Here is a 21256-nt window from a genome sequence, read left to right on the forward strand (position 1 = left end):
TTATTTTTTGTTACTTCTAGCTTAGTGGGTCTTCATGAATTTGCAGGATTTTTTGAATTTACTGGGATAGCGTGGCCAATACGTAGTAGGTTCATAATTTCAAGAGGCTGACCAGTCACATTTTCAAGTCGCATGTTGCGTTCGCGCTCAGTCAGACGTTTGAACATATAAACAATCGCGCCAACACCAGATGAATCTAAAAACTCAACCTGGCTAAAATCAACTTCGATTTCAGGGTGACCATCGTTAGAAATCACATCATCGATGTCGGTTTGTGCATCACGACTGCCTGCTGCATCCAGATCACCGAAAATAGAAAGTGTCAGTGTCGTTGTGTTTAAATCAGTCTTACGTAGTTCCATAGCGATATCTCCTTTTAAGTATGTATGGACAACTGCACTGAATGTGCCAACTTTTATGTTGTTATTTTTCAATAATTTATGTTTAGTACGAATTCCTATCTCAAATTGAGAAAAGACGTTTCTCAATATGAGAACTAAAAACGGCGGAATATATGAGAGTTATAGGTCATTAATTTAATGAATAAATGAAAAGGTTAGATAAGGTTGATGAGTGGATCGCATCTTCTAGCAAAGGTTGTCTACCTACGTGTCAGAACGCTTAGGATTAAAGGCGTTTGTTGACTACTACAGATATCAATACGGAGCAGATGATGAGATTAACTAAATTGGCGATAGCAACTCTATGGGCGTGTTCGCTTTCTTCTCATTCATCCTATTTACCTCCCGACCATTTGGTACTGGCCAATACATACCAACAAGGCATTGATGTTTCTGAATACTGGAAGAGTGAAAAGCTTGATGGGATTCGGGCTCTTTGGGACGGACAACATCTTTATACACGCAATGGTAATCGCATTTACTCACCCAAGTGGTTTACTGAAAACTTGCCTAAGGTCCATCTCGAAGGAGAGTTGTGGGCAGGAAGGGGCAAGTTCCACCTTGTTCAATCTACCGTTCTCGATCATACGCCGAGTGACACAGCATGGCGCCAAATCGATTTCATGCTGTTTGATATGCCAGGCGCTGCGGGAGATTATCAAAAGCGCTATTACAACATTTTGCATTGGGTAAGCGTGATTGGAGAATCTCATGTCAGCTACATAGAACATGTACCAATTCACAGTGAAGAGGCTTTGTTTCATCAACTTGATAATGTCGATGAGCGTAATGGCGAAGGTTTGATGCTTAGAAAAATCACCAGTCGTTATCAAGCAGGCCGAAGTAATGATTTGTTAAAACTGAAAAGGCATCATGATGCCGAAGCCACAGTTATTGGCTACAAGGGTGGGACAGGGAAGTATAAAGGGATGATGGGTTCAATCTTGGTTCACACAGAAGAGGGTGTGGAATTTTATATAGGCAGCGGGTTCAGTGACCAAATGAGACTCGCACCGCCAGAGATCGGCAGCCGTATTACCTTTCGTTACAATGGTTTTACTCAAAACGGAAAACCCAAGTTTGCGCGCTTTGTTCGAGAGAAGAGTGAATATTAAGGCAGATACGATCTACCTGACCATTAAACGAAAAAGAGCCCTGAAAATCAGAGCTCTTTTTTTTATTCGAAATCAGATAGACCGACTTAGCGAGTACGAATCTAGCGAGAACTAAATTCTAACTGAACGTCATCGTCCTGCTTGTGCATCCAGTGTAGACGCATACCCAGCATAATCGCGGCTGACGTTAGACCGACGATGAAACCAATCCAGAAGCCGTGCGCACCCATAGGGTCAACAATCCAATCTTTCATACCCAAGATGTAACCGATAGGAAGACCAAGCAACCAGTATGCCACAAAGGTGATGTTGAAGATTGAACGCATGTCTTTGTAGCCACGCAGAGCACCCGCAGCGATAACTTGGATGGCGTCAGTACATTGATAAACCGCCGCGAACAACAGCAACTGCATTGCAACCATAATTACTGCCGTGTTCTCTGTGTAAAGTAATGCAACCTGTTCTCTAAACAGAATCGTTAACGCCGCTGTCATAAGGGCTGTCACTAAACCAACAATGATACCTACGTGTGTCGCGATCTTAGCGCCTTCGGTGTTGTTTTCGCCCAACTTATGCCCAACACGAATACTCACGGCTGCACCGATACTCATTGGAATCATGAAGACCAGCGAAGAGAAGTTGATCGCGACTTGGTGCGCGGCAACAATCAACGAGCCAAGTGGGGCAACCAACAAGGAAACAACCGCAAACAAGGTTACCTCGAAGAAGATAGCGGCTGCGACAGGGAAACCAAGTCTAAACAGGCGAATTTGAGCTTTAAGTTGCGGCTTATGGAACGTACCGAAGATGTTGATTTTCGATAACCGTTTTGAAGTTAAAACGTAAGCGAATAGCAGTGCAAACATCACCCAGTATACGATAGCCGTTGCAACGCCACAGCCAACACCACCCAATGCAGGAGCACCAAGTTTTCCGTATACGAACATCCAGTTAAGCGGGATGTTTAATAACAAGCCAATAAAACCAATCACCATTGCAGGCTTGGTTAAAGACATACCATCGGTAAAACTTCGCAATGTTTGGAACAACAAGAAAGCGGGTACAGCAAACATAACCGCATTCATATAGCCGATGGTCTTTTCCGCCATGAGTTGTTCAATGTCCATCCACTCCAATATCAATTGTGTTTGAAAAAGCACACCAATGATTGGAAGGGAGATGACGAGCGCTAAAAATGCGCCTTGTTGAATTTCGAATGGAATTTTTACTTGTCGACCAGAACCATTCAGTTGTGCAACGACAGGAACCAACGCCATCAATAGACCAACACCAAATAGGATTGATGGTAGCCAGATACTTGCTGCAATCGAAACCGCCGCCATATCGATAGCACTTACGCCACCGGCCATTACGGTATCAACAAAACCCATTCCAGTTTGTGCAACGGATGCGATCAATACTGGGGTCGCAAGTTTGATTAGATTCGAGGATTCTTCTTTGTAACGATGCACAAACAACTCCAAATAAGAGGGAAAATTAGAATAATAGTGTAGGAAAGGACATTCTGAAGGAATCAGAGACAATGATCTTAAGCTTCCACTGGACGAATCATAAAGAAATGTCACAATAACTGCTATGAAAAACTGTTATTAGGGCGTGTTGATCTTTCGAGCTGATTTTTGCAGCGAGTTGCTGGGCCTTTATACAAGGCAGAGGCTTTGATGTGTAGCTAGCCTACATGAGAAGCCGATAACGTAGTAAAAATGACCAGCAAACGCTGCCCGAAGGGTTCGAGCTGGGCGCCCCCGCAAAAAGCGTTTTACTCTTTGTTGAGGGAGATTTGCTTAGGATGCTAGGCTACTTCCCCCTCGCCGCGATTAAAACGTTTTTATCTAGGCGTCCCCATCCGAACAAAATTTAACCGCGAAAGGTCAACACGCCCTAGAATGCTAAATAGGAATCTTATGTTTACAGGTATCGTTCAAGGTATGGCAACACTGGTTGCTATCAACAAAAAAGAGTTGTTTCAAACTCATACCATTGAGTTAACTGACGAAATGGTAGAGGGATTAGCCATTGGTGCTTCAGTAGCTCATAACGGTTGTTGCTTAACGGTAACGGAAATTTCAGGTAACCAGATTGCTTTTGATTTAATGCAAGCGACATTGCGATTGACGAACTTAGGCCAACTGAATGTTGGTGACAAAGTGAATGTTGAGCGTGCAGCAAAGTTTGGTGACGAAATTGGCGGGCATAGCATGTCTGGCCACATTACTCTGATGGCTAACCTAGTCGATGTGATTAAAACAGAAAACAACCGTACACTTTGGTTCGAACTACCAGAAGAATCGATGAAGTACGTATTGAGTAAGGGTTACATTGGTGTTGATGGTTGTTCATTGACGATTGGTGAAGTGGAAGAGAACCGTTTCTCTGTTCACCTGATCCCAGAAACTCTGAATCGTACTCTGTTTGGCGGCCGTGAAGTAGGCGACCAAGTGAACATTGAGTTCGATCCACAAACGCAGGCAATTGTTGATACTGTCGAGCGTGTATTAGCGAACCAGAAATAGCCACTAAGCGCATTGAATCGGTGGCAATAAAATCACACCGATGACCAAATTAAAAAAGAGCACGTGAGGTGCTCTTTTTTGATCATGGTTTAAACGAGAAACTGATTGTCAGAATACTTGTTCATCATCGGCATCAATCGAAAGGTTGATTCTGTCTCTTACTTCGTCAACCTGCATATCCAAATGAATGGCATTGCAACACGCTGGACAATCATCATAGAAGTCTTGGCTACCATTAGATGCATCAAGCGTGATGTTAATACCGTGCCCACAATGCGGACAGGAGACATGTTTCTCTGTGTATTTATGCATGGCAAATTCTCCTCACTGTAACTGATACCAATCGTATTCGGTTATAAACAGCTGTAATTGGTATTAAACGGCCTGTATCTTCTGAATGCATGCTTCAGTGTGTGCTAAATATTCGCCGCCAAATTGATTGCAGTGGTTAAGAAGATGGTACAAGTTGTAAATGTCTTTCCGATCAGTATAGCCAACGTCGAGTGGATTGACGCTCTGGTAACCTTCATAAAACTCTTTAGGGAAACCTTCAAACAATTCAGTTAACGCCAAATCACACTCATGGTCCCCCCAGTAACAAGCAGGGTCGTAGCAAATTGGGCCAAACGCAGAGTTAGCAACATTGCCATTCCAAAGATCCCCATGAAGCAAAGAAGGGCGAGGGTTGTGGCCAGCAAGACGCATATTCACCACATCAACGATGTCATCGATATCACCAAACTCGATGCCTTTCTCTTTGAGCAGTTGCAGTTGGAAACCAATGCGTTGCTCAGAGAAAAAGCGACCCCATTTCTTATGCCAAGGGTTGGGTTGAAGTGTGCTGCCGATATAGTTGTCTTGGTCGCAACCAAACTCTTTTTGCTCGCCCCATTGATGAAGCCGCGCAAGCTGAACGCCGAAATCGAAGCTATTGTTGCCCGTCTCGAGCGGTTTGGTCGGCAAGTAATTCAGAATAATGAACGAGCACTCTTTGGTTTTGCCAATAAGCACCAACTCAGGAACGTAAACAGTGGAGGTTTCTCTTAACAAGCGTAAGTTCTCAGCTTCAATTTCAAACTTAGGTAAAAATTCTCGCTGATTCACTTTCACAAAGTAACGCTCATTACCATCGCTGATCATATAGCAATCGTTAATGTCGCCACCAGAAACCTTGGTACGTTCAGTAATCTGAAAGTTAAATAGAAGAGTATCTGAAAGTTGTTGAGAAATGGCCTGCCACATAGGAAATCCTCAAAGACTGAAAGTTAAAAAGATTGAAGGTTAGAAATACTGTTTGTTTAATAGCAATAGTTTAGGATAAATCTGAACAATTTATAGACGCACTCGTCAATGTTCTTAGCTCTTCTTCATCTTACGTAGAATCAATTGGCCGAATTGTGAACTCGAACTGATTCAAGCTCTTTGAAATACAAACATAAATTGAAAACCTGACGTGATGAAATAGTTTGGAACTGGTCTCACAATCGAAACGGTTTTGAACGCCACAAACTGGAAAAGAGGTTTGAGCTTGTTATTGTCTAGCGACTAAATCAAATGAGCTTTTAGAGTAAGTTGAAAGGGCTATTGTTAACTGGCGCAATACTTTGCTTCAAAGTTTGTCTTACACTTCTTTAGCGTGAATTTACTTATGTCGTAAGTAGGCAGGTATACCACATAAAGCTATATCGATTTAATTTTAAGCTGAAATACTAACTAGGATCATTTAAATGTGGTTTTGGGCAATAAAGTGATGACAAATAGCTTCATTTACATAGTATTAGGCAAGTACGTATTAATCTGCTCTAGAGCTTAAAACGGAGAATTATTGTGGTTGTAGAAACCGATGGCTATTTGGCTTTAATCGAGCACCTATCATTCAACCTTGATGTGTTTACCAATAGTAATGGTGATACTGGAAACGAAAGTGTCGAAGACATTGTTACCGACATGATTTCAACAAACATCATGGCTATTTTCGAGCAAAACCCAGAGTTGCATTCGAGCGTTCGTTTTCAACTTTTGAAAGAAGCAGATGCCGTAGTAGCGGATCTTGGTGAAGTATTAGCGGGTGTGTGGGCTAAGAAAGCGACTAACGAACAAATTGTATTCCTCGATGAGTACATCGCGTTAGTGAAGAACCTGTTTGATACTGCTGTTGCTAAATACGATTAACGGTTTGTTTGCTCATTTATCGTCGTAATTAATCAGCATAATAACAACGGGCGTTTAAGTCGTATCTTTCTAGAGTTACCTCGCTCAGCGGTTTATCTTTCGAACCGCTATAAACGCCTAAAGTGCCAAAACTTGGATGCCCAGTAAGGGTTATCTAACCTAGAAATAATGACACCTTTCGATGTCGAGGCATGTAGAAATTGGTTGTTTCCTAAATAAACGCCTACATGTCGCACCGTCATCGAAGTCTTGAAAAACACCAAGTCACCGCTTGTTGCCTGCCCATACGCAATTTCTTTTCCCTTTTTACTCTGGTCTTTTGTGGTTCTTGGTAGAGCTTGTTGAGTCGCATTTTGCACGGCGATTTGAACAAAAGCAGAGCAATCTATACCTCGAAATGAGGTCCCACCGAAATGGTATGGCACGCCTTTCCACTGTTCATACACGCTCATATAAGCGTTTGTAGTCAATTGTTCTGACTTTGATAGGGGTTTCTGTGCGGTTTGACTAAGCTGAGAAGGCGAAGGTGACGAGCTACAAGCAGCCAATGTTGCTAAAGTTATTGTAACTACAGCCATTTTTCTGATTTTCATATGTAACTCTTCTGACAAAAAACTGAAATAAAAACGTCATCAAGGACTTCTAGTATACGACCTAACTTAAGGATATCTCTTTTCGTAGTCAAACTGGATTTCACATGCCCGACACAAATTTATCAATAAAACCCTCACGTTATACATTCTCGCTCATTCAAACCGTCACTGCTGTATTTATTTCCATTCTTTTACTTGTTACTTTTTTATCAATGGTTAGCATTCGGGGCGTTGAACGGGTCGGGGGACATTTTGATGCACTCTCGGAACAAGCATTACCCCTTGCTCTACATAACGCCGAATTAACGCAAAGCGTATTAGAACAAGTAAAACTTCTCACTTACAGCACCCAATCAACCGACTTAGATACACTGAATGCCACAAGGGGCTCAATTGACCAACTCGCGACAGAGAGCAATACCACGCTAGAGGAACTTCTTTTTATTTCCCAATCTTTTCCTGATGCGATCTCTTTAGAGCAACAACAAATCCTTGTCGATGACATGGCGCAACTGCAAACCATGACCAACACGGTACTGCTGGCACAGATCGAAATTCAAAGTAAGCAAAATCTGATCGACAGTAAAATGGGCGAGTTCCGTTATGGCGTTGGGTCTATCGGACCAGAAATGAATAGAATCAGCTCATTCTTGGTTGAAGACAACCCAGAAGCGAGCGATGCAGCGAACCGATTTACATCCAGCGCGTCTGCTATGGCGAACACCTTCTTGATGCTGATGATGCAATCTGACATTGATAAAGCACAAGACGAATACCGTCAATTGAGAAACCGAATCGCAGGTCTGAACTTGGCTTACAGCGATTTTGCCGATTGGCACCCAGACATCGCTGAGTTCGCGAGCTTGACGGCGCCTTACGAGATGGTGAAAGAAGGCTTTACCGAAGAAGGCGTGATCAAACAGATCCTCTTGAAACTCGAACTTGTTCAGCAGCAAGAGCAGAACTTAACGCAAGTTATCACCCTCGCGAATACAGTCATAAGCACATTGAATCAGTTGTCTTCTACCGCTTCCCATCTGATTGATGAAAGCGAACTGGTTGTAAATCAAACCATCACCAATATTGATCGTGTGTTGTTTATCAGCGGGCTGGTTATTGCCGTAATCATTGTGATTTCATGGTTCGTGTTACGCCGTTGGATGAATAAAGGGCTAAAAAACATTACTCAACAGTTGAGTTCACTTGCAGATCATGACTTCTCTAAACAGAGTGAATTGCTTGGGCCGCTAGAGCTTCAAGTTATCACTTCAAAACTCAATACGGTCGTTGATTCCACCGCGGACTCGGTTCGTTTAGTAACGCGTAACTGTGAGACGCTTTATCAAACGGCTGAAGTAAGCCATGACGCTGCAGAGCAAACCAATTCGAGCTTGAACGAACAGAACGAATCACTTCAGAATATGATCACCACCATTACTGAGCTTGAAGCATCGATTGGTGAGATTGCTCGTATTTCTAACGCATCGAACGACGATGCTCAAATAGCAGAAGATGAGTCAGTGAGTGGCAGCCAAGTGGTTGGCCTTAACCAACAACGATTACAAGCGCTTGAGCAATCTCTTAGCATGAGTGAAGAGTCGATGGCTGACTTGGATGGTCGAGTGAAACAGATTCGTGAAATGGTCGATATGATCAGCGGAATCGCTGAAAACACCAACTTATTGGCACTGAACGCTGCGATAGAAGCAGCGCGAGCAGGTGAACAAGGTCGAGGTTTTGCGGTAGTTGCAGACGAAGTGCGTAAATTGGCGAGCGGCACATCCCAGCAAACCACCAATATTCGTAGCATGATGAACGAGCTAGTAGCGGCAGCCGATCGCTCACGTGCTTCTGTAACGGAATCGAGAAGTGAGATGGCCAATGCACTGGAAACCAGTGGCGATGTAAGACAAGCCTTCGAGAAAATCGAATTTGCGGTTAGCCAGATCAAAGGGCGTGTTGAGCAAATCATGGTGGCTACCGAAGAACAAGCTCGTGCAACTGTCGATGTTACCCATTCAATCACTCGAGTATCTGAGCAGGGCGAGAATACTAAGCTGCAACTTGAATCTATGATCGAGAGTTCAGAGCAAGTCGGAGAGATAGCAGGGCACCAACAAGCCATGCTTCATAAGTACGTATTGAAGTAAGTGTGTCAACGTCGTCCGGAAGTGGGAATTGCCGCTGAAAGGTGAGAAGCTACGCATATAAAAATGGTGCAATCTCTTATGAGTTTGCGCCATTTTTTATTATTTTCTTGAGGCGTTAGGTCTTGTCTTTCGAATGAGGGAAGGAAGCGAATGGTTGGCGTAACATCAAGTCGAGCCTTTGTTCTTTTCCGTCTCGTATTTCTGGTACACCGATGCTTACCTTATCGTGACCAAGCTTGGGTTGGGCGCGGTAAGTCTTAAACCAGATGTCCCACACTGATAAAAAGAAGCCAAAGTTTGAGTGCGTTTCCTTAACAATGACCGAGTGATGAACGCGGTGCATGTCTGGTGTCACAATCACTTTTCTCAATCGTTTATCGAACCATAGCGGAAGACGTGCATTGCTATGGTTAAACATCGCGCTCGCATTAAGAACAATTTCAAAGATCACGACAGCAATGACAGGCACACCAAGTGCGATCACCAAACTCACCTTGATGAACATTGAAAGAATCATCTCAATAGGGTGAAAGCGCGTTCCGGTTGTGACATCGATATCTAGATCCGCATGGTGAACTCGATGTAGCTTCCACAACCAAGGAACACGGTGAAACACCAAGTGCTGTAGGTAAATGGCACAATCCAAGAGCAATACACAGATCAGAATGGTCAATTCTTTCGGAAGTGACAGGGTATTGAACAGACCCCATTGGTTTTCTTGTGCGATAACCGCCGCTTGAAATGCTGCGATAGGAATTATAGTGGCCAATAGAAAGCTGTTCAAAGCGACTAACGCAAAGTTGTTTCCCCAGCGAAACCATTTGCTTTGAGTCAGTGCTTTACGTGGAAAACGGTATTCCCAAAGCGCACACAGTCCGAAAACGACAATAAAACAAACAAGGCGAAGCAGTGATGGGTCTTGCATGGGAATTCCTTCTATCATTCTAGGGACACTGTAAGTACAATCGTGCCACTTTTCTAGATTTATCGTTATTGTCCATGAGAATCCACGCTTTTCACCGTTTATATCAACACCGTTTGTCTCTTTCTACCAAGCCGTTTAACGCGCGCGGGTGTAAAGTGGTTCGATGTCAGTTCTGTAAAATCAAACAAGACAGCTGTATCTGTGAACATCAACCAGACGTAAATACGAACGTCGCGACCATGTTGATCTTATCGGACAATGAAATACTTAAGCCAAGTAATACCGGCCGTTTAATCCTTGATACCGTTAAAGACAGCTATGCCTACCTTTGGCACCGCACTGAACCGAATCAAGAGATGCTTGATGTGCTGAAAGACGATAAATATCAGCCTGTCGTGGTATTTCCTGAAGATTATACTGATGACAAATCGCGCGTGGTTGCTGACCTTGGTGAGATGCGAGATTCGAACAAGACGTTGTTGCTGATCTTTATTGATGGTAGTTGGCGTGAAGCACGACGTATTTTCCGTCGTTCAGAGTATCTGCAAGACTTACCGGTGTTGTCGATCGAACCAGAATCGGTTTCGCAATACATGATGCGTAAGTCAGACAACGAACAACATCTCTCGACTGCAGAAGTAGCGAGCTTGGTTTTGAAACAGGCTGGTGAAGAGCAGGGCGCAAAGACTTTACAGCTGTGGTTTGAGACATTTCGTGAAAGCTACATGCTAAGTAAGACGCGTTATAAGTCCGATCCAACCAAACCAAGCCTGAACGCTTTCATAGAGCACACTAAAAATGAGACGTCACTCTAACCTTTAACCGCTTTGTGCTGACTTGTTGTTCAAACAGATTCGAACACGAGATAAGTTTGTTATCCATCACGGTTTGTAGGGGGAGTGTTATGGATAATGCGTCCTAGATGTTTAATTTGAAAAATTTATTTGCCCGAATTTAGGGGAAAATTGGAGAGATTTCATGTATTACGGCTTCGATGTTGGCGGCACAAAAATTGAATTTGGTGCGTTCAATGAAAAACTTGAGCGAGTAGCAACAGAACGCGTACCAACGCCTACTGAAGATTATCAACTGCTACTTGATACGATTGCCGGTTTGGTGAAGAAGTACGACAGTGAATTTTCTTGCGAAGGTAAAATTGGTCTTGGTCTTCCTGGTATGGAAGATGCTGACGACGGCACAATGCTGGTTGTTAACGTGCCAGCTTCAACGGGGAAACCACTACGTAAAGACCTAGAAGCACTTATTGGTCGTAGTGTGAAAATTGAAAATGATGCGAATTGCTTTGCGCTTTCAGAAGCGTGGGATGACGAGCTTAAAGACGAACCATCAGTAGCAGGCCTAATTCTAGGTACTGGTTTTGGTGGCGGGTTAGTTTACGAAGGCAAAGTGTTCTCTGGTCGTAACCACGTTGCTGGTGAACTGGGCCATATGCGTCTTCCTATTGATGCTTGGTTCCACCTTGGCGACAACGCACCGTTACTCGGTTGTGGTTGTGGCAAGAAAGGTTGTCTAGACAGCTACCTATCAGGTCGTGGCTTTGAATTGATTTACGAGCACTACTTCGGCGAGAAGAAGAAAGCAATCGAGATCATTCAAGCGTACAACGAAGGTGAAGCAAAAGCGGCTGAGCACGTTGATCGTTTCATGGAGCTATTGGCTATCTGTTTCGCGAACCTGTTTACCGGTCTTGATCCACACGTAGTTGCATTGGGTGGCGGTCTTTCAAACTTCGAACTTATCTACGAAGAGATGCCAAAGCGTATCCCTAAATACCTACTGTCTGTAGCGAAATGTCCAAAGATCATCAAAGCGAAGCATGGTGATTCAGGCGGCGTTCGTGGTGCTGCATTCCTTAACATTAAGTAATCGTGACTTAAGTTAAGCTAGCTAAGGTTAGATAGTTAAAAAGTACAAATAAAAATGCCGCAATCTCGAAAGAGGTTGCGGCATTTTTTATTGTTCGGTGCTTTCGTTTCTTTAGCTGTTAGCTGTTAGCTGTTAGCTGTTAACTACAAACGAAAAGCTAGAAACGACATATCAAGAAAAGAGCCAAGAGGGCTTACTTCTTCTTTTTACCAACACCAAGATTGTCTTTTTGCTTCAACGTAAGCTTAGTAAAGCCAAGCTTGCGGAAGTAGTTGTCTTGGTAGTTGCGAACCGCTTTAGTATCAGAAATCAACTCAAGCTGTTGCTCAGTTTTTAGATACTCAGAGATATCGATGCCTTCAGCTGCAGCAACAGCTTCTTGGATCGTGCGGTGTTCTTGTTTTGAAAACAGTAACTCTTTGTCTTCGTCTTTGTAAGTGTACAGAATGGTACGAGCCATGGTGCTCTCCAATAGAATTATTACTTTGCGCGCACTCTACATAAAAACCGTACGTGGCTCAAGGTAATGGTAAGAAATCTTAAGATTATCGTTCTAAACGTTTAGCGTAATTTAAGCTATTTGTCTTTTAGGAAACGAACAGGTTGTTTTTCTCGAAACGAAAAGAACAAAAAGCCCCTTAACATTGAAAAATCTATATAGGGGCTTCGTTTATGTTTTGGCGAAGATCTTCTAAGTCAATTTAGTTGTTTGAGCTTTGAATCAAACGCGACCTTGCAGAGGAATGATCGTCACTGTCTCGCCAACTTTCACGGTATCAACCGCAGGTGAGATCTCGATTAAGCAGTTCGCTTCGCTCATTGAACGCAGAATACCTGAACCTTGCTTGCCCGTTGTTTTCACTTCAAGCACGCCAGATTCATTCATCGAAAACACACCACGGCTAAATTCAGTACGGCCCTGGCGTGAGCGCAGTTGTTCCGTCGCTACAGCATTTGCTTTTACTGGCGTCCAGTTCGTTTGACCTTGAAGCTTGCGGATCGCAGGCTCAACAAAGTTAATAAACGACACCATCACAGCAACAGGGTTACCCGGTAAACCAAAGAACGGCTTGTTCTCAATCTTACCGTAAGCCAATGGGCGACCTGGACGCATGTTGATACGCCAGAAGTTGATTTCACCCAGCTTATCTAACGCAAGCTTGATGTAATCCGCATCACCAACAGACACACCACCAGAAGTCAGCACCATATCAGTTTCAAGCGACGCAGAGTGGAGCACATCCATCATCTTTTGTTCGTCATCTTCAATGATGCCGTAATCGACGATGTCACAGCCAAGCTTTTGAAGCATGCCGATAATAGTAAAACGATTTGAGTCATAGATAGAGTTTGGTTTTTGCTCGCTACCCGGCGCTTGAACTTCATCACCCGTAGAGAACACACCCACTTTCACTTTACGCAGAACAGGGCAGGTACCAAAACCTAACGACGCCATCATGCCCATTTCTGGTGCTTCGATACGTGTGCCACGTGTAAAGACAGGTTGGCCGATTTCTAAATCTTCACCTGCCATTCGGACATTTTGTCCAACCGAGATTTTAGCATCAGGGAAGCTAACTTTATCGCCATCTTGGACGGCTTGTTCACGCATCACGACAACATCAACGCCTTCTGGCATTGGTGCGCCGGTCATGATCTTAACAGCTTCACCTTGTTGAACAATTTGCTCGTAGCTGTGACCCGCCATGACTTCAGCAACGATGTTGTAGCTGTCCAATTCAAGATCTTCACTACGAATCGCATAACCGTCCATTGCAGAGTTGGTATTCTGAGGAACGTTGATTGGTGAAATCACATCTTCAGCCAGCACGCGGCCGTAGCCTTGCAGTAATTCAACACTCTCTGTGAGATCGAGCGCGTCAATGCTATCAACAATCTTTTGCTGACCTTGAGTAACGGTTAAACCTGCTGGGGAGAATGAGTCACAACACACTGCAGGCGCTGCGTCTTTTGAAGATGCACACGAAGCGACTTTATTTGTTTTCGAAGTAGAGTCGAAGGATTGAGCGTATCCAATGATGAAATCACGAATCGCTTCTAAATCGCTGATCGCCATTTGTGGCAGCTGTGATTCAACTTGGCTGTCTGCCGCGATAGCAATAATGTTGTTATCGTTCGGGTACAACCAAGGTTTGCCCACTTCATCTCGGTGCAGTTCAATTTTAGAGAAGGCGATGTTCTTACAGCCTTCAACCAAAATCAGATCAAGCGTGTTGGTATCAAATCGAGTCAGCAGGTAATCAAAATCTGCTTCGGCTTCTGGTGTTTCTGTCATCATCACGTGACGATTACGAGAAGCAATCAACATTTGGTTCGCGCCCGCTTTACGTAAGCGGTAACTGTCTTTACCCGGCTTATCGACATCAAAATCGTGGTGAGCATGTTTTAACACGCCAACTTTTAAACCCGCATCAGTCAACAGAGGAAGCAGGGCTTCAAGTACGGTCGTTTTGCCTGTACCGCTATAAGCAGCAAAGCCCAATAAAGGAAGGTTAGGGCGTTGTTTAGAATCTTTCATTATTGAAGCGTTCCGAATTGGGTGAGTTCTTCTGGCGTGTTGAGATTAACAAAGCAGTTAGGAGAATCGCTGAAATCAACGTATTCGGTAACACACTCTTTGTATAGCAAGATGATTTTACGATCACCACGTTCCAAAAACGCTTCTAACTTTGGTAGAACACGTTTGTGGAATAGGGTGAATACAGGTTGCTTAAATTCGCCATCATGCGCGACAAGAATGTCACTGTCTTCTTTAACTGCAGAACAAAAACGCTCAACAAGGTCGTCACTGATTTGTGGGCTGTCGCACGGGACAAAGCCAACCCAGTCGGTGTTCGCGTTTTTAAGGCCAGCATGAATGCCACCCAACGGACCCGGGTAGTCAGGGAAAGAATCGGAAACAACCGGAGCAAATGCTTTATAACTGTCTAAGTTACGATTGGCATTGATAGTGATGCTGACATCTTGTTGTGACAGCTTGTTTATAACGTATTGAATAAGCGGAGAACCGTTGAGCTCAACGAGTCCTTTATCTTTTCCGCCCATACGGCTGGCCTGTCCGCCAGCCAAAATAACCCAACTAGTTTGCGTTGGAAGCAACATAAATATTCTCTTGTGCTTTATCTTTCTTAATAACTTGAAGAAGCGGGGATTCGGTCAAAGTATTGTCTTTGATCCACCACTGCTTCTTACATAAATCGGTTAACGCGTTAGTTTGGTGACTGGTGATGACTAAACTCGCGCCTCTCTGAAGAAGATCTTCGGCCATAATCACCAATCTTTCAATAGATTCTTTGTCTAAAGAAGCACTTGGTTCATCCATAAGCAAGATTGACGGCTTAAGAATCCAGGCTCGTGCCATTGCAACGCGTTGACGCTCACCACCAGACAACACAGAAATGTGTTCATCTGCCAAGGTTTCTAAACCTACCATTCTCAATGCATTAATTATTTGAGCTCGCTTATCTTTTTGGCTCTCTTTGTTAAAGCGAATACCATAAGCGACATTTTGGTACACCGAGCCATCAAAAAGATAGGGAGTTTGATGCAGGTAGATGATGTCTTTGAACTTGAGCCGTGGGAATAACTTCTGCTGCCAGCTCTGTGTTGGAGACTGAATCCGGCCAGAGCTCGGCTGAATTAATCCAGACAAGATTTTGAGTAGGGTCGTTTTACCAACACCATTGTCTCCTTTGAGGTAAATGGCATCGTTGGGGCCGATCGACAATTCGGGAATGTGGAACAAAACACGCTCTTTGTAGCGCATTGAAATTTGCTGCGTTGTTATTTTTATACTCATGACAGCGTTCCTAAGTTCTTAAATAGCCTTTTCCTCTCACACTGGAAAGGAAAAAGTTAAGGGCTAATGCCAATGCTAATAACACCATGCCGAGGGCGACACCTTGAGCAAATGCGCCTTTGTGGCTTTCCATGGCGATAGCTGTAGGGATGTTTCTTGTCATCCCCATAATGTTGCCACCAACCATCATTGAACAACCTACCTCTGTCACGATACGAGAGAAGGCAGCAATGGTTGCAGCCAACAGAGGAAAACGAGTTTCCCAAATCAAGGTACACGCCACGCGTGTTGTTGATACGCCAAGTGTGCGCGCTGTTTCTACCGCTCGGCGGTCACTGGCCTGCAGGGCACCGTGCATCATCGCAACTAGGATAGGGAAACAGATCACCATCTGACCTAGAATCATCGCCTTTTGGGTGAACAGTAGTTGCCAATCACCTAACGGACCTGAGCGAGAAAGCATCATGTACATCAACAAACCGATAACCACAGTAGGGATCGCTTGCAGGGTGTTGATCACTGAAAGCAAAGCCCATTTCCCGGGGAACTCGGTATAAGCCAATAAGAAAGCCATAAGGATTGCAGGAACAATCACCAATGAAATGGCGGACAAAGATACGCTGAAGGATACCGCGACGATTTTCCACAATTCGTGGTCAAAACTCACAAGTAGATTCATTGCATCAATCGTTGTTTGCCATAGGGTCATGAAGTATCTCGTGTAAATCGATAATAGGTTTTATCGGTAATGACTGATGTTAATCATAGCTGACCCAATATTATTGAGCCTATATTGGCCAGCTATTGTTTCTTTAAATGCTTCAGTTAACTGGTTAGTTAAGCGTAGTGCTAATTGGAATTAGTACTTACAACAAACCATTCTCAGCTTGTTATAAACGAATCTACGCTGACGAAAAACTACTCTGCGCTCGCTACAAACAGCTGTTTGCCATGCAGTTTAAAGTCGTTAATCAGTTTCTGACCTTTAGGGTTCACCAACCAATCACTGAATACTTTCGCTGCTTGGTAGTTAATGCTTGGGTAGCGCTCTGGGTTAACAAGGATTACTTGGTAAGGGTTGAATAGGTTCTTGTCACCTTGGAAAAGGATTTTAAGATCCAGTTTGTTTTGGTAAGCCAACCATGTGCCACGGTCTGTCATGGTGTAGCCTTGCATTTCAGACGCCATGTTCAGAGTAGGGCCCATGCCTTGACCAACACTGCGGTAGCCACCAAAGTTTGGTTCCATTTTGGTCTGTGCCCAAATGCCCATCTCTTTCTTGTGCGTGCCTGAATCGTCACCACGAGACACAAACGTCGCGTTGTTGGTTGCGATTGCTTTGAATACATCAGCTACAGCTTTTTGAGATTCAATTTTTGCTGGGTCACTTTGAGGGCCCACAATCACAAAGTCGTTGTACATCAGCTTACGAGGTAAAACGCCGTAGCCTTTTTCTACGAAATTCGCTTCAGCTTTTGGTGCGTGAGTCATTACCAAATCAACATCACCATTTTCGCCCATGCGAAGTGATTTACCGGTACCCGCAGCTAGAACATCAACCTTGATACCAGAATCTTTTTCGAACTCAGGCAATAAGTAGTCCAGTAGACCAGAGTGATAAGTACTTGTGGTTGTCGCCAACTTAATATGAGTGGTGTCTTCCGCGCTGCTAGCCGTGTAACTGACGATAGATAGAGCTGCAATAGTTAGGGGAATTGCTTTCATTATTATTATGTCCATTCTGTTATAAATGAATGACATGCCTTCAATTTTAAAGGGCTCAAAGAGGGCATGTGCATAAGACGCTAATTGTTGTAATTAGAAATCTACACCTTATAAGCAATCTTAATGCCAACAAATAATGCATCAGATTTCTTTAAATTGCTGTTATTTCGGACAAAACTGAGTCTTTTACCCCGTTAAAATGAATCAAAACATGAGCTAGGACAAAATGTCGCACATTGTCCCTGTTGGAGAAAAGGTTAATTGGTACACTCTGTCCCAACTTTTCTCACCGGCTAATCATTATGTCTTTACCTAGTTCATCTGCATCCAATCTCAACCCGAACACATTGACTCAGTATCAGGCCTTTTCCGTTTTGGTCGTCGATGATGAATTGGGTATGCAGGCTATCTTAAAGAAAGCACTGGGTAAGTTCTTTGGCAAGGTGTCGAGCGCAGGATCGGTTGAAGAGGCTGAAACGTTGCGTTCGAGCGAACATTTTGATCTGATTGTCCTTGATATCAACCTACCAGGCCGCTCTGGCATTGAGTGGGAAGAGGCGTTTAACGACAAACGCGCCGATGTGATTTTCATGACGGGTTATGCCGATCTAGAGATGACCATATCCGCGCTTAAGCTTGGTGCTTCAGATTTTATTCTTAAGCCGTTCAACCTCGAACAGATGATACAAGCGGTTCTGCGTTGTATGGATAAGCGACTCGACCAAAGAATGCAGTACGCGTTGAAGCGTGATGTTAGCCGTCATATCAAGACCGAATTGATCGGCAATTCAGACAAAACTAAACAGCTTAAATTGCTGATCAGTCAATTTGCACCGTCAAGAGCATCCGTTCTTATAGAAGGTGAGTCAGGTACGGGTAAAGAGTTAGTTGCTCGTGGTGTACATGAAGCCAGCAAGCGTAGTGGCCCATTTGTGCCAATCAACTGTGGTGCAATTGCGCCTGAACTTTTAGAAAGCGAATTGTTTGGCCACACGTCTGGTGCCTTTACTGGTGCGAAGAAAAACCGTGAAGGTCTGTTCAGAGTCGCAAGTGGCGGCACCTTGTTCCTTGATGAAATAGGTGAAATGCCACTGCCAATGCAAGCAGCGCTGTTACGTGTGTTAGAGCAACGTACTATTCGTCCAGTTGGCAGTGAGAAAGAGATCGCTGTCGATGTACGTGTCGTCGCAGCAACAAACCGAAACCTTCAAGAAGAGGTCGATAAAGGCCACTTCCGTCGCGATCTGTTCTACCGACTCAATGTACTTAAGATTGATGTTGTGCCATTGAGAGAACGACCGTCTGATCTGATAGAGCTTGTTCCATACTTCACTCGTCTTTTATCTAGTGAACTTGGCATGCCAGTTCCAAACTGGGCACATGAAGATATCTTGGCAATGAATGAATACGAATGGCCGGGAAATATTCGCGAACTTAAGAACTTAGTCGAAAGATGCATTCTTTTAGACAAGCCACCAGCACACTATTGGCGCGAAGTGAATGGTGATCCAGCCCCAACCAGCATTTCAGTGACGGTGTCACATGGCGCGGAAATACCAAACTTGAATAATGTAGACGCAGCTGAGGGTTACCCGAACACTTGGACACTCAAAGAAGTCGAGAAATCTCACATAGAACAACTGGTGAGTTTTCATGATGGCAATAAATCTGCAGCAGCGAGAGATCTCGGTGTGGCGCGTAAAACACTAGAGCGTAAGTACAAAGAATGGAACACAGAAGGCTCTGAATATGCCGATTAGACGTCATTGGTGGACAAAATGGGCGTTCCGGTTCAAAACCATGGTGCGTTATCGCCTGCTATTTCTAACATCCGCTCCCATCATTCTTACCTTATGTGCGCTTGTCGCTATAACACTGTATTGGTCAGTACATTACACGTGGCAGGGTGCTCTGATTGATGTCGATGAGCGTTTGGATGTTGCCGACAACAGTATCCATCTAATTCAGAACCAACAGGCCTATAACGTTCAAGCATTTGCTGAGTCTTACAACTTCCGAATCAAACTCACGAGTGATATTTCGAAAGAAGAGCTCACACGTTGGGTTTCTGAAAACAAATCTCGCTATGAACTCGACTTTCTACGCTGGCGCAGCGTCGAGAGCATGGAAAAGAAACTCGAATATCTAAACTTAACTCACAAGCCTTCATTTTTCAGTGTCTTAAGCCGTAATGAACTCAATTATCTCGATCGTGACCTCGCTAAAAAAGCGGAAGTTCCGATGCTCAACGGGCAAGAGGTCGAGACTCGCGGATTGGTAAGCCGAACCGTTGTATCCATCAAAGATGAACATGATCATGTGATTGGTTTTCTGGATGGTGGGATCTTACTGAATAACAGTACTCAACTTGTTGACCAAATCAGTAACCTTATCTATCCACAACGAGAAGGTTTTAATCGTCATATAGGAACGGTCACGGTTTTCCTTGATGATCTTCGTGTTAGCACCAACGTGCCTTTGAGCAGTGAAGACAGTGTAGGGCGCGCCATTGGTACACGTGTTTCTCACGAGGTTCACTCGAAAGTCTTGAATGAAGGTAAAGAGTGGCTAGATCGAGCGTATGTTTACGATGCTTGGTACATCACAGCTTACCAACCAATCCATGACCAGTTTAATAATGTGATTGGTATGCTTTACACCGGTTATTTGATTTGGCCGCTGATAGAAACGTACTTAACCAACCTTGGCGAAATTAGCATTACCATTGTGTTGCTTCTGTTGGCATCCGGTTTGATCGTTCACCGTGGCGCACGTGATCTTTTCAACCCAATCGAACGCATTCATAAAGTGGTGAAGCTAGTACAGATGGGGCAAGACAAGCGAATTGGTACGCTAGGTTTGGATGATCAACACGAACTGACACTGCTCGCTAAACAGTTCGATAAGATGTTGGATCTACTGCACGAGCGTAATCAAGAGATTCAACAAGCGGCGTCTGAACTAGAGTGCAAAGTGCATTCTCGTACCGCGAGTTTGAAAGAGAAAACTGAAGAACTTGAACTGCACATCAAGCTTCTCAATCAAGCCAGAGATAAGCTGGTGGTCAATGAAAAACTGGCCGCGTTAGGTGAATTAACGGCAGGTATTGCTCATGAGATCAATAACCCAACCGCCGTGATTCTTGGCAACGTTGAACTGATGAAGTTTGAACTGGGCGATCAAGTGAGCCGTGTAGATGAGGAAGTCCACGCGATCATGGAGCAGATTGACCGAATTCGAAATATCACACGAAGCCTGCTTCAATACAGCCGTCACGGCGGCGTACAAGACGAAATTACGTGGCAACATATCAACCCAATAGTGGATGAAAGTATTACGCTCGTAAAAACAGGTGCGAAGAAGAAAGGCATTGTGTACGTATCGCAGCTGAACGCTAAAACCTCAGTCGAGGTCAATCGAAACCAATTGCTACAGATTCTGGTTAACCTACAAATGAACGCGATTCATGCAATGGACGGTCAGGGCACGTTAACCATTTCGAGTGAAGACTGGGTTGAAAATGGTGTGTCTCATGGCGCTATCGTTCATGTTCAAGATGAAGGCTGCGGTATTAAGGAAGAACAACTGAAACGTATCTTCTCGCCTTTCTATACCACCAAACGAGATGGCACGGGCTTAGGGTTGTCAGTATCTCAGAGTATCTTGAGCCAAACTGGCGGCGAGATCCGAGTTGAATCTGAGGTAGGTAAGGGAAGTTGCTTTAGTATCTATCTTCAACAGAAAGCGACACCTCAATTGCTTGTATCAAACCTATAAGTTCTAAGAACTCATTCACTGATATTATCATCTGATAATATTTCTAACGCGCTTGGGCTATTGCACGAACGTTTTAGCCCAAGCACGAAAATTCCGCACTACTAATCTATCGCAAACCAAATCTCAACTCGCTGCAAATGAGGTACTCCAAGCCTCA

General features: G+C 44.0%; 20 protein-coding genes. 8 read left to right on the forward strand and 12 right to left on the reverse strand.

Annotated features, from left to right (window positions below; translation table 11 throughout):
* Window positions 1–32: 32 nt before the first annotated feature.
* Window positions 33–362, reverse strand: a complete 330-nt coding sequence (locus AB4133_RS07195) for an STAS domain-containing protein (protein WP_017059596.1) — start codon at window positions 360–362, stop codon at window positions 33–35.
* 311 nt (window positions 363–673) lie between these two features.
* Here AB4133_RS07195 and AB4133_RS07200 point away from each other — a divergent pair, with 311 nt between their 5' ends.
* Window positions 674–1516: a DNA ligase gene (locus tag AB4133_RS07200; protein WP_065584423.1), complete on the forward strand. Its 843-nt coding sequence runs from the start codon at window positions 674–676 to the stop codon at window positions 1514–1516.
* 101 nt (window positions 1517–1617) lie between these two features.
* Here AB4133_RS07200 and AB4133_RS07205 read toward each other — a convergent pair whose 3' ends face one another.
* Window positions 1618–2988 (reverse strand): MATE family efflux transporter, encoded by a 1371-nt coding sequence (locus AB4133_RS07205; protein ID WP_372224144.1) that lies wholly within the window; start codon window positions 2986–2988, stop codon window positions 1618–1620.
* 453 nt (window positions 2989–3441) lie between these two features.
* Between AB4133_RS07205 and AB4133_RS07210 the strand changes: the two genes are divergently transcribed.
* Window positions 3442–4050, forward strand: a complete 609-nt coding sequence (locus tag AB4133_RS07210; RefSeq protein ID WP_017059599.1) for a riboflavin synthase — start codon at window positions 3442–3444, stop codon at window positions 4048–4050.
* Window positions 4051–4158: 108 nt separating this feature from the next.
* Here AB4133_RS07210 and AB4133_RS07215 read toward each other — a convergent pair whose 3' ends face one another.
* Together AB4133_RS07215 and AB4133_RS07220 are read right to left on the reverse strand one after the other, a co-directional pair.
* Window positions 4159–4362, reverse strand: a complete 204-nt coding sequence (locus tag AB4133_RS07215) for a CPXCG motif-containing cysteine-rich protein (protein WP_017059600.1) — start codon at window positions 4360–4362, stop codon at window positions 4159–4161.
* Between the two features lie 63 nt (window positions 4363–4425).
* On the reverse strand, window positions 4426–5292 hold the full coding sequence (locus tag AB4133_RS07220; RefSeq protein WP_017059601.1) for a fructosamine kinase family protein: 867 nt from the start codon (window positions 5290–5292) through the stop codon (window positions 4426–4428).
* A gap of 585 nt (window positions 5293–5877) precedes the next feature.
* On the opposite strand from AB4133_RS07220, the gene AB4133_RS07225 reads away from it, so the two are divergent.
* On the forward strand, window positions 5878–6222 hold the full coding sequence (locus tag AB4133_RS07225; protein WP_010440912.1) for a DUF3802 family protein: 345 nt from the start codon (window positions 5878–5880) through the stop codon (window positions 6220–6222).
* Window positions 6223–6329: 107 nt separating this feature from the next.
* Here the strand turns inward: AB4133_RS07225 and AB4133_RS07230 are convergent, their stop codons facing one another.
* On the reverse strand, window positions 6330–6815 hold the full coding sequence (locus tag AB4133_RS07230) for a C40 family peptidase (RefSeq protein ID WP_017059602.1): 486 nt from the start codon (window positions 6813–6815) through the stop codon (window positions 6330–6332).
* Between the two features lie 104 nt (window positions 6816–6919).
* Between AB4133_RS07230 and AB4133_RS07235 the strand changes: the two genes are divergently transcribed.
* Window positions 6920–8965, forward strand: a complete 2046-nt coding sequence (locus AB4133_RS07235) for a methyl-accepting chemotaxis protein (RefSeq protein WP_372224145.1) — start codon at window positions 6920–6922, stop codon at window positions 8963–8965.
* 115 nt (window positions 8966–9080) lie between these two features.
* Here the strand turns inward: AB4133_RS07235 and AB4133_RS07240 are convergent, their stop codons facing one another.
* The gene (locus tag AB4133_RS07240) at window positions 9081–9890 is read right to left on the reverse strand and encodes a sterol desaturase family protein (RefSeq protein WP_372224146.1); all 810 of its coding nucleotides are present in this window, start codon (window positions 9888–9890) and stop codon (window positions 9081–9083) included.
* A 68-nt stretch (window positions 9891–9958) separates the two neighbouring features.
* On the opposite strand from AB4133_RS07240, the gene AB4133_RS07245 reads away from it, so the two are divergent.
* The gene (locus AB4133_RS07245; protein WP_372117823.1) at window positions 9959–10705 is read left to right on the forward strand and encodes a tRNA-uridine aminocarboxypropyltransferase; all 747 of its coding nucleotides are present in this window, start codon (window positions 9959–9961) and stop codon (window positions 10703–10705) included.
* Between the two features lie 163 nt (window positions 10706–10868).
* Entirely contained in the window at window positions 10869–11777 is a 909-nt protein-coding gene (gene nagK, locus AB4133_RS07250) for an N-acetylglucosamine kinase (protein ID WP_017068179.1), read from the forward strand.
* Between the two features lie 193 nt (window positions 11778–11970).
* On the opposite strand, the gene AB4133_RS07255 is transcribed toward nagK, so the two are convergent.
* The 6 genes from AB4133_RS07255 to AB4133_RS07280 all read right to left on the reverse strand — a co-directional run bounded on the left by AB4133_RS07255 (window position 11971) and on the right by AB4133_RS07280 (window position 17322).
* Window positions 11971–12237 carry a DUF2960 family protein gene (locus tag AB4133_RS07255; RefSeq protein ID WP_017063882.1) on the reverse strand — a complete coding sequence of 89 codons (267 nt, stop codon included), beginning with the start codon at window positions 12235–12237 and terminating at the stop codon, window positions 11971–11973.
* Between the two features lie 261 nt (window positions 12238–12498).
* Entirely contained in the window at window positions 12499–14316 is a 1818-nt protein-coding gene (locus AB4133_RS07260) for a bifunctional molybdopterin-guanine dinucleotide biosynthesis adaptor protein MobB/molybdopterin molybdotransferase MoeA (RefSeq protein WP_171733003.1), read from the reverse strand.
* Window positions 14316–14900, reverse strand: coding sequence for a molybdenum cofactor guanylyltransferase MobA (gene mobA / locus AB4133_RS07265; protein WP_050634342.1), 585 nt, complete (start codon window positions 14898–14900; stop codon window positions 14316–14318). The genes AB4133_RS07260 and mobA overlap by 1 nt, the downstream gene beginning before the upstream one ends.
* The gene (locus tag AB4133_RS07270) at window positions 14878–15597 is read right to left on the reverse strand and encodes an energy-coupling factor ABC transporter ATP-binding protein (protein ID WP_372224147.1); all 720 of its coding nucleotides are present in this window, start codon (window positions 15595–15597) and stop codon (window positions 14878–14880) included. The genes mobA and AB4133_RS07270 overlap by 23 nt, the downstream gene beginning before the upstream one ends.
* Before the next feature lie 10 nt (window positions 15598–15607).
* Window positions 15608–16306, reverse strand: coding sequence for an ABC transporter permease (locus AB4133_RS07275; RefSeq protein WP_017067174.1), 699 nt, complete (start codon window positions 16304–16306; stop codon window positions 15608–15610).
* Window positions 16307–16515: 209 nt separating this feature from the next.
* On the reverse strand, window positions 16516–17322 hold the full coding sequence (locus AB4133_RS07280) for a substrate-binding domain-containing protein (protein ID WP_017068185.1): 807 nt from the start codon (window positions 17320–17322) through the stop codon (window positions 16516–16518).
* Window positions 17323–17624: 302 nt separating this feature from the next.
* Between AB4133_RS07280 and AB4133_RS07285 the strand changes: the two genes are divergently transcribed.
* Window positions 17625–19082 carry a sigma-54-dependent transcriptional regulator gene (locus AB4133_RS07285; protein ID WP_372224148.1) on the forward strand — a complete coding sequence of 486 codons (1458 nt, stop codon included), beginning with the start codon at window positions 17625–17627 and terminating at the stop codon, window positions 19080–19082.
* Entirely contained in the window at window positions 19072–21099 is a 2028-nt protein-coding gene (locus tag AB4133_RS07290; protein WP_372224149.1) for a cache domain-containing protein, read from the forward strand. Before AB4133_RS07285 ends, AB4133_RS07290 begins: the two co-directional genes overlap by 11 nt.
* Window positions 21100–21256 lie beyond the last annotated feature (157 nt).

Source organism: Vibrio sp. 10N.286.52.F8, from assembly GCF_041468745.1.
Classification (GTDB): domain Bacteria; phylum Pseudomonadota; class Gammaproteobacteria; order Enterobacterales; family Vibrionaceae; genus Vibrio; species Vibrio crassostreae_C.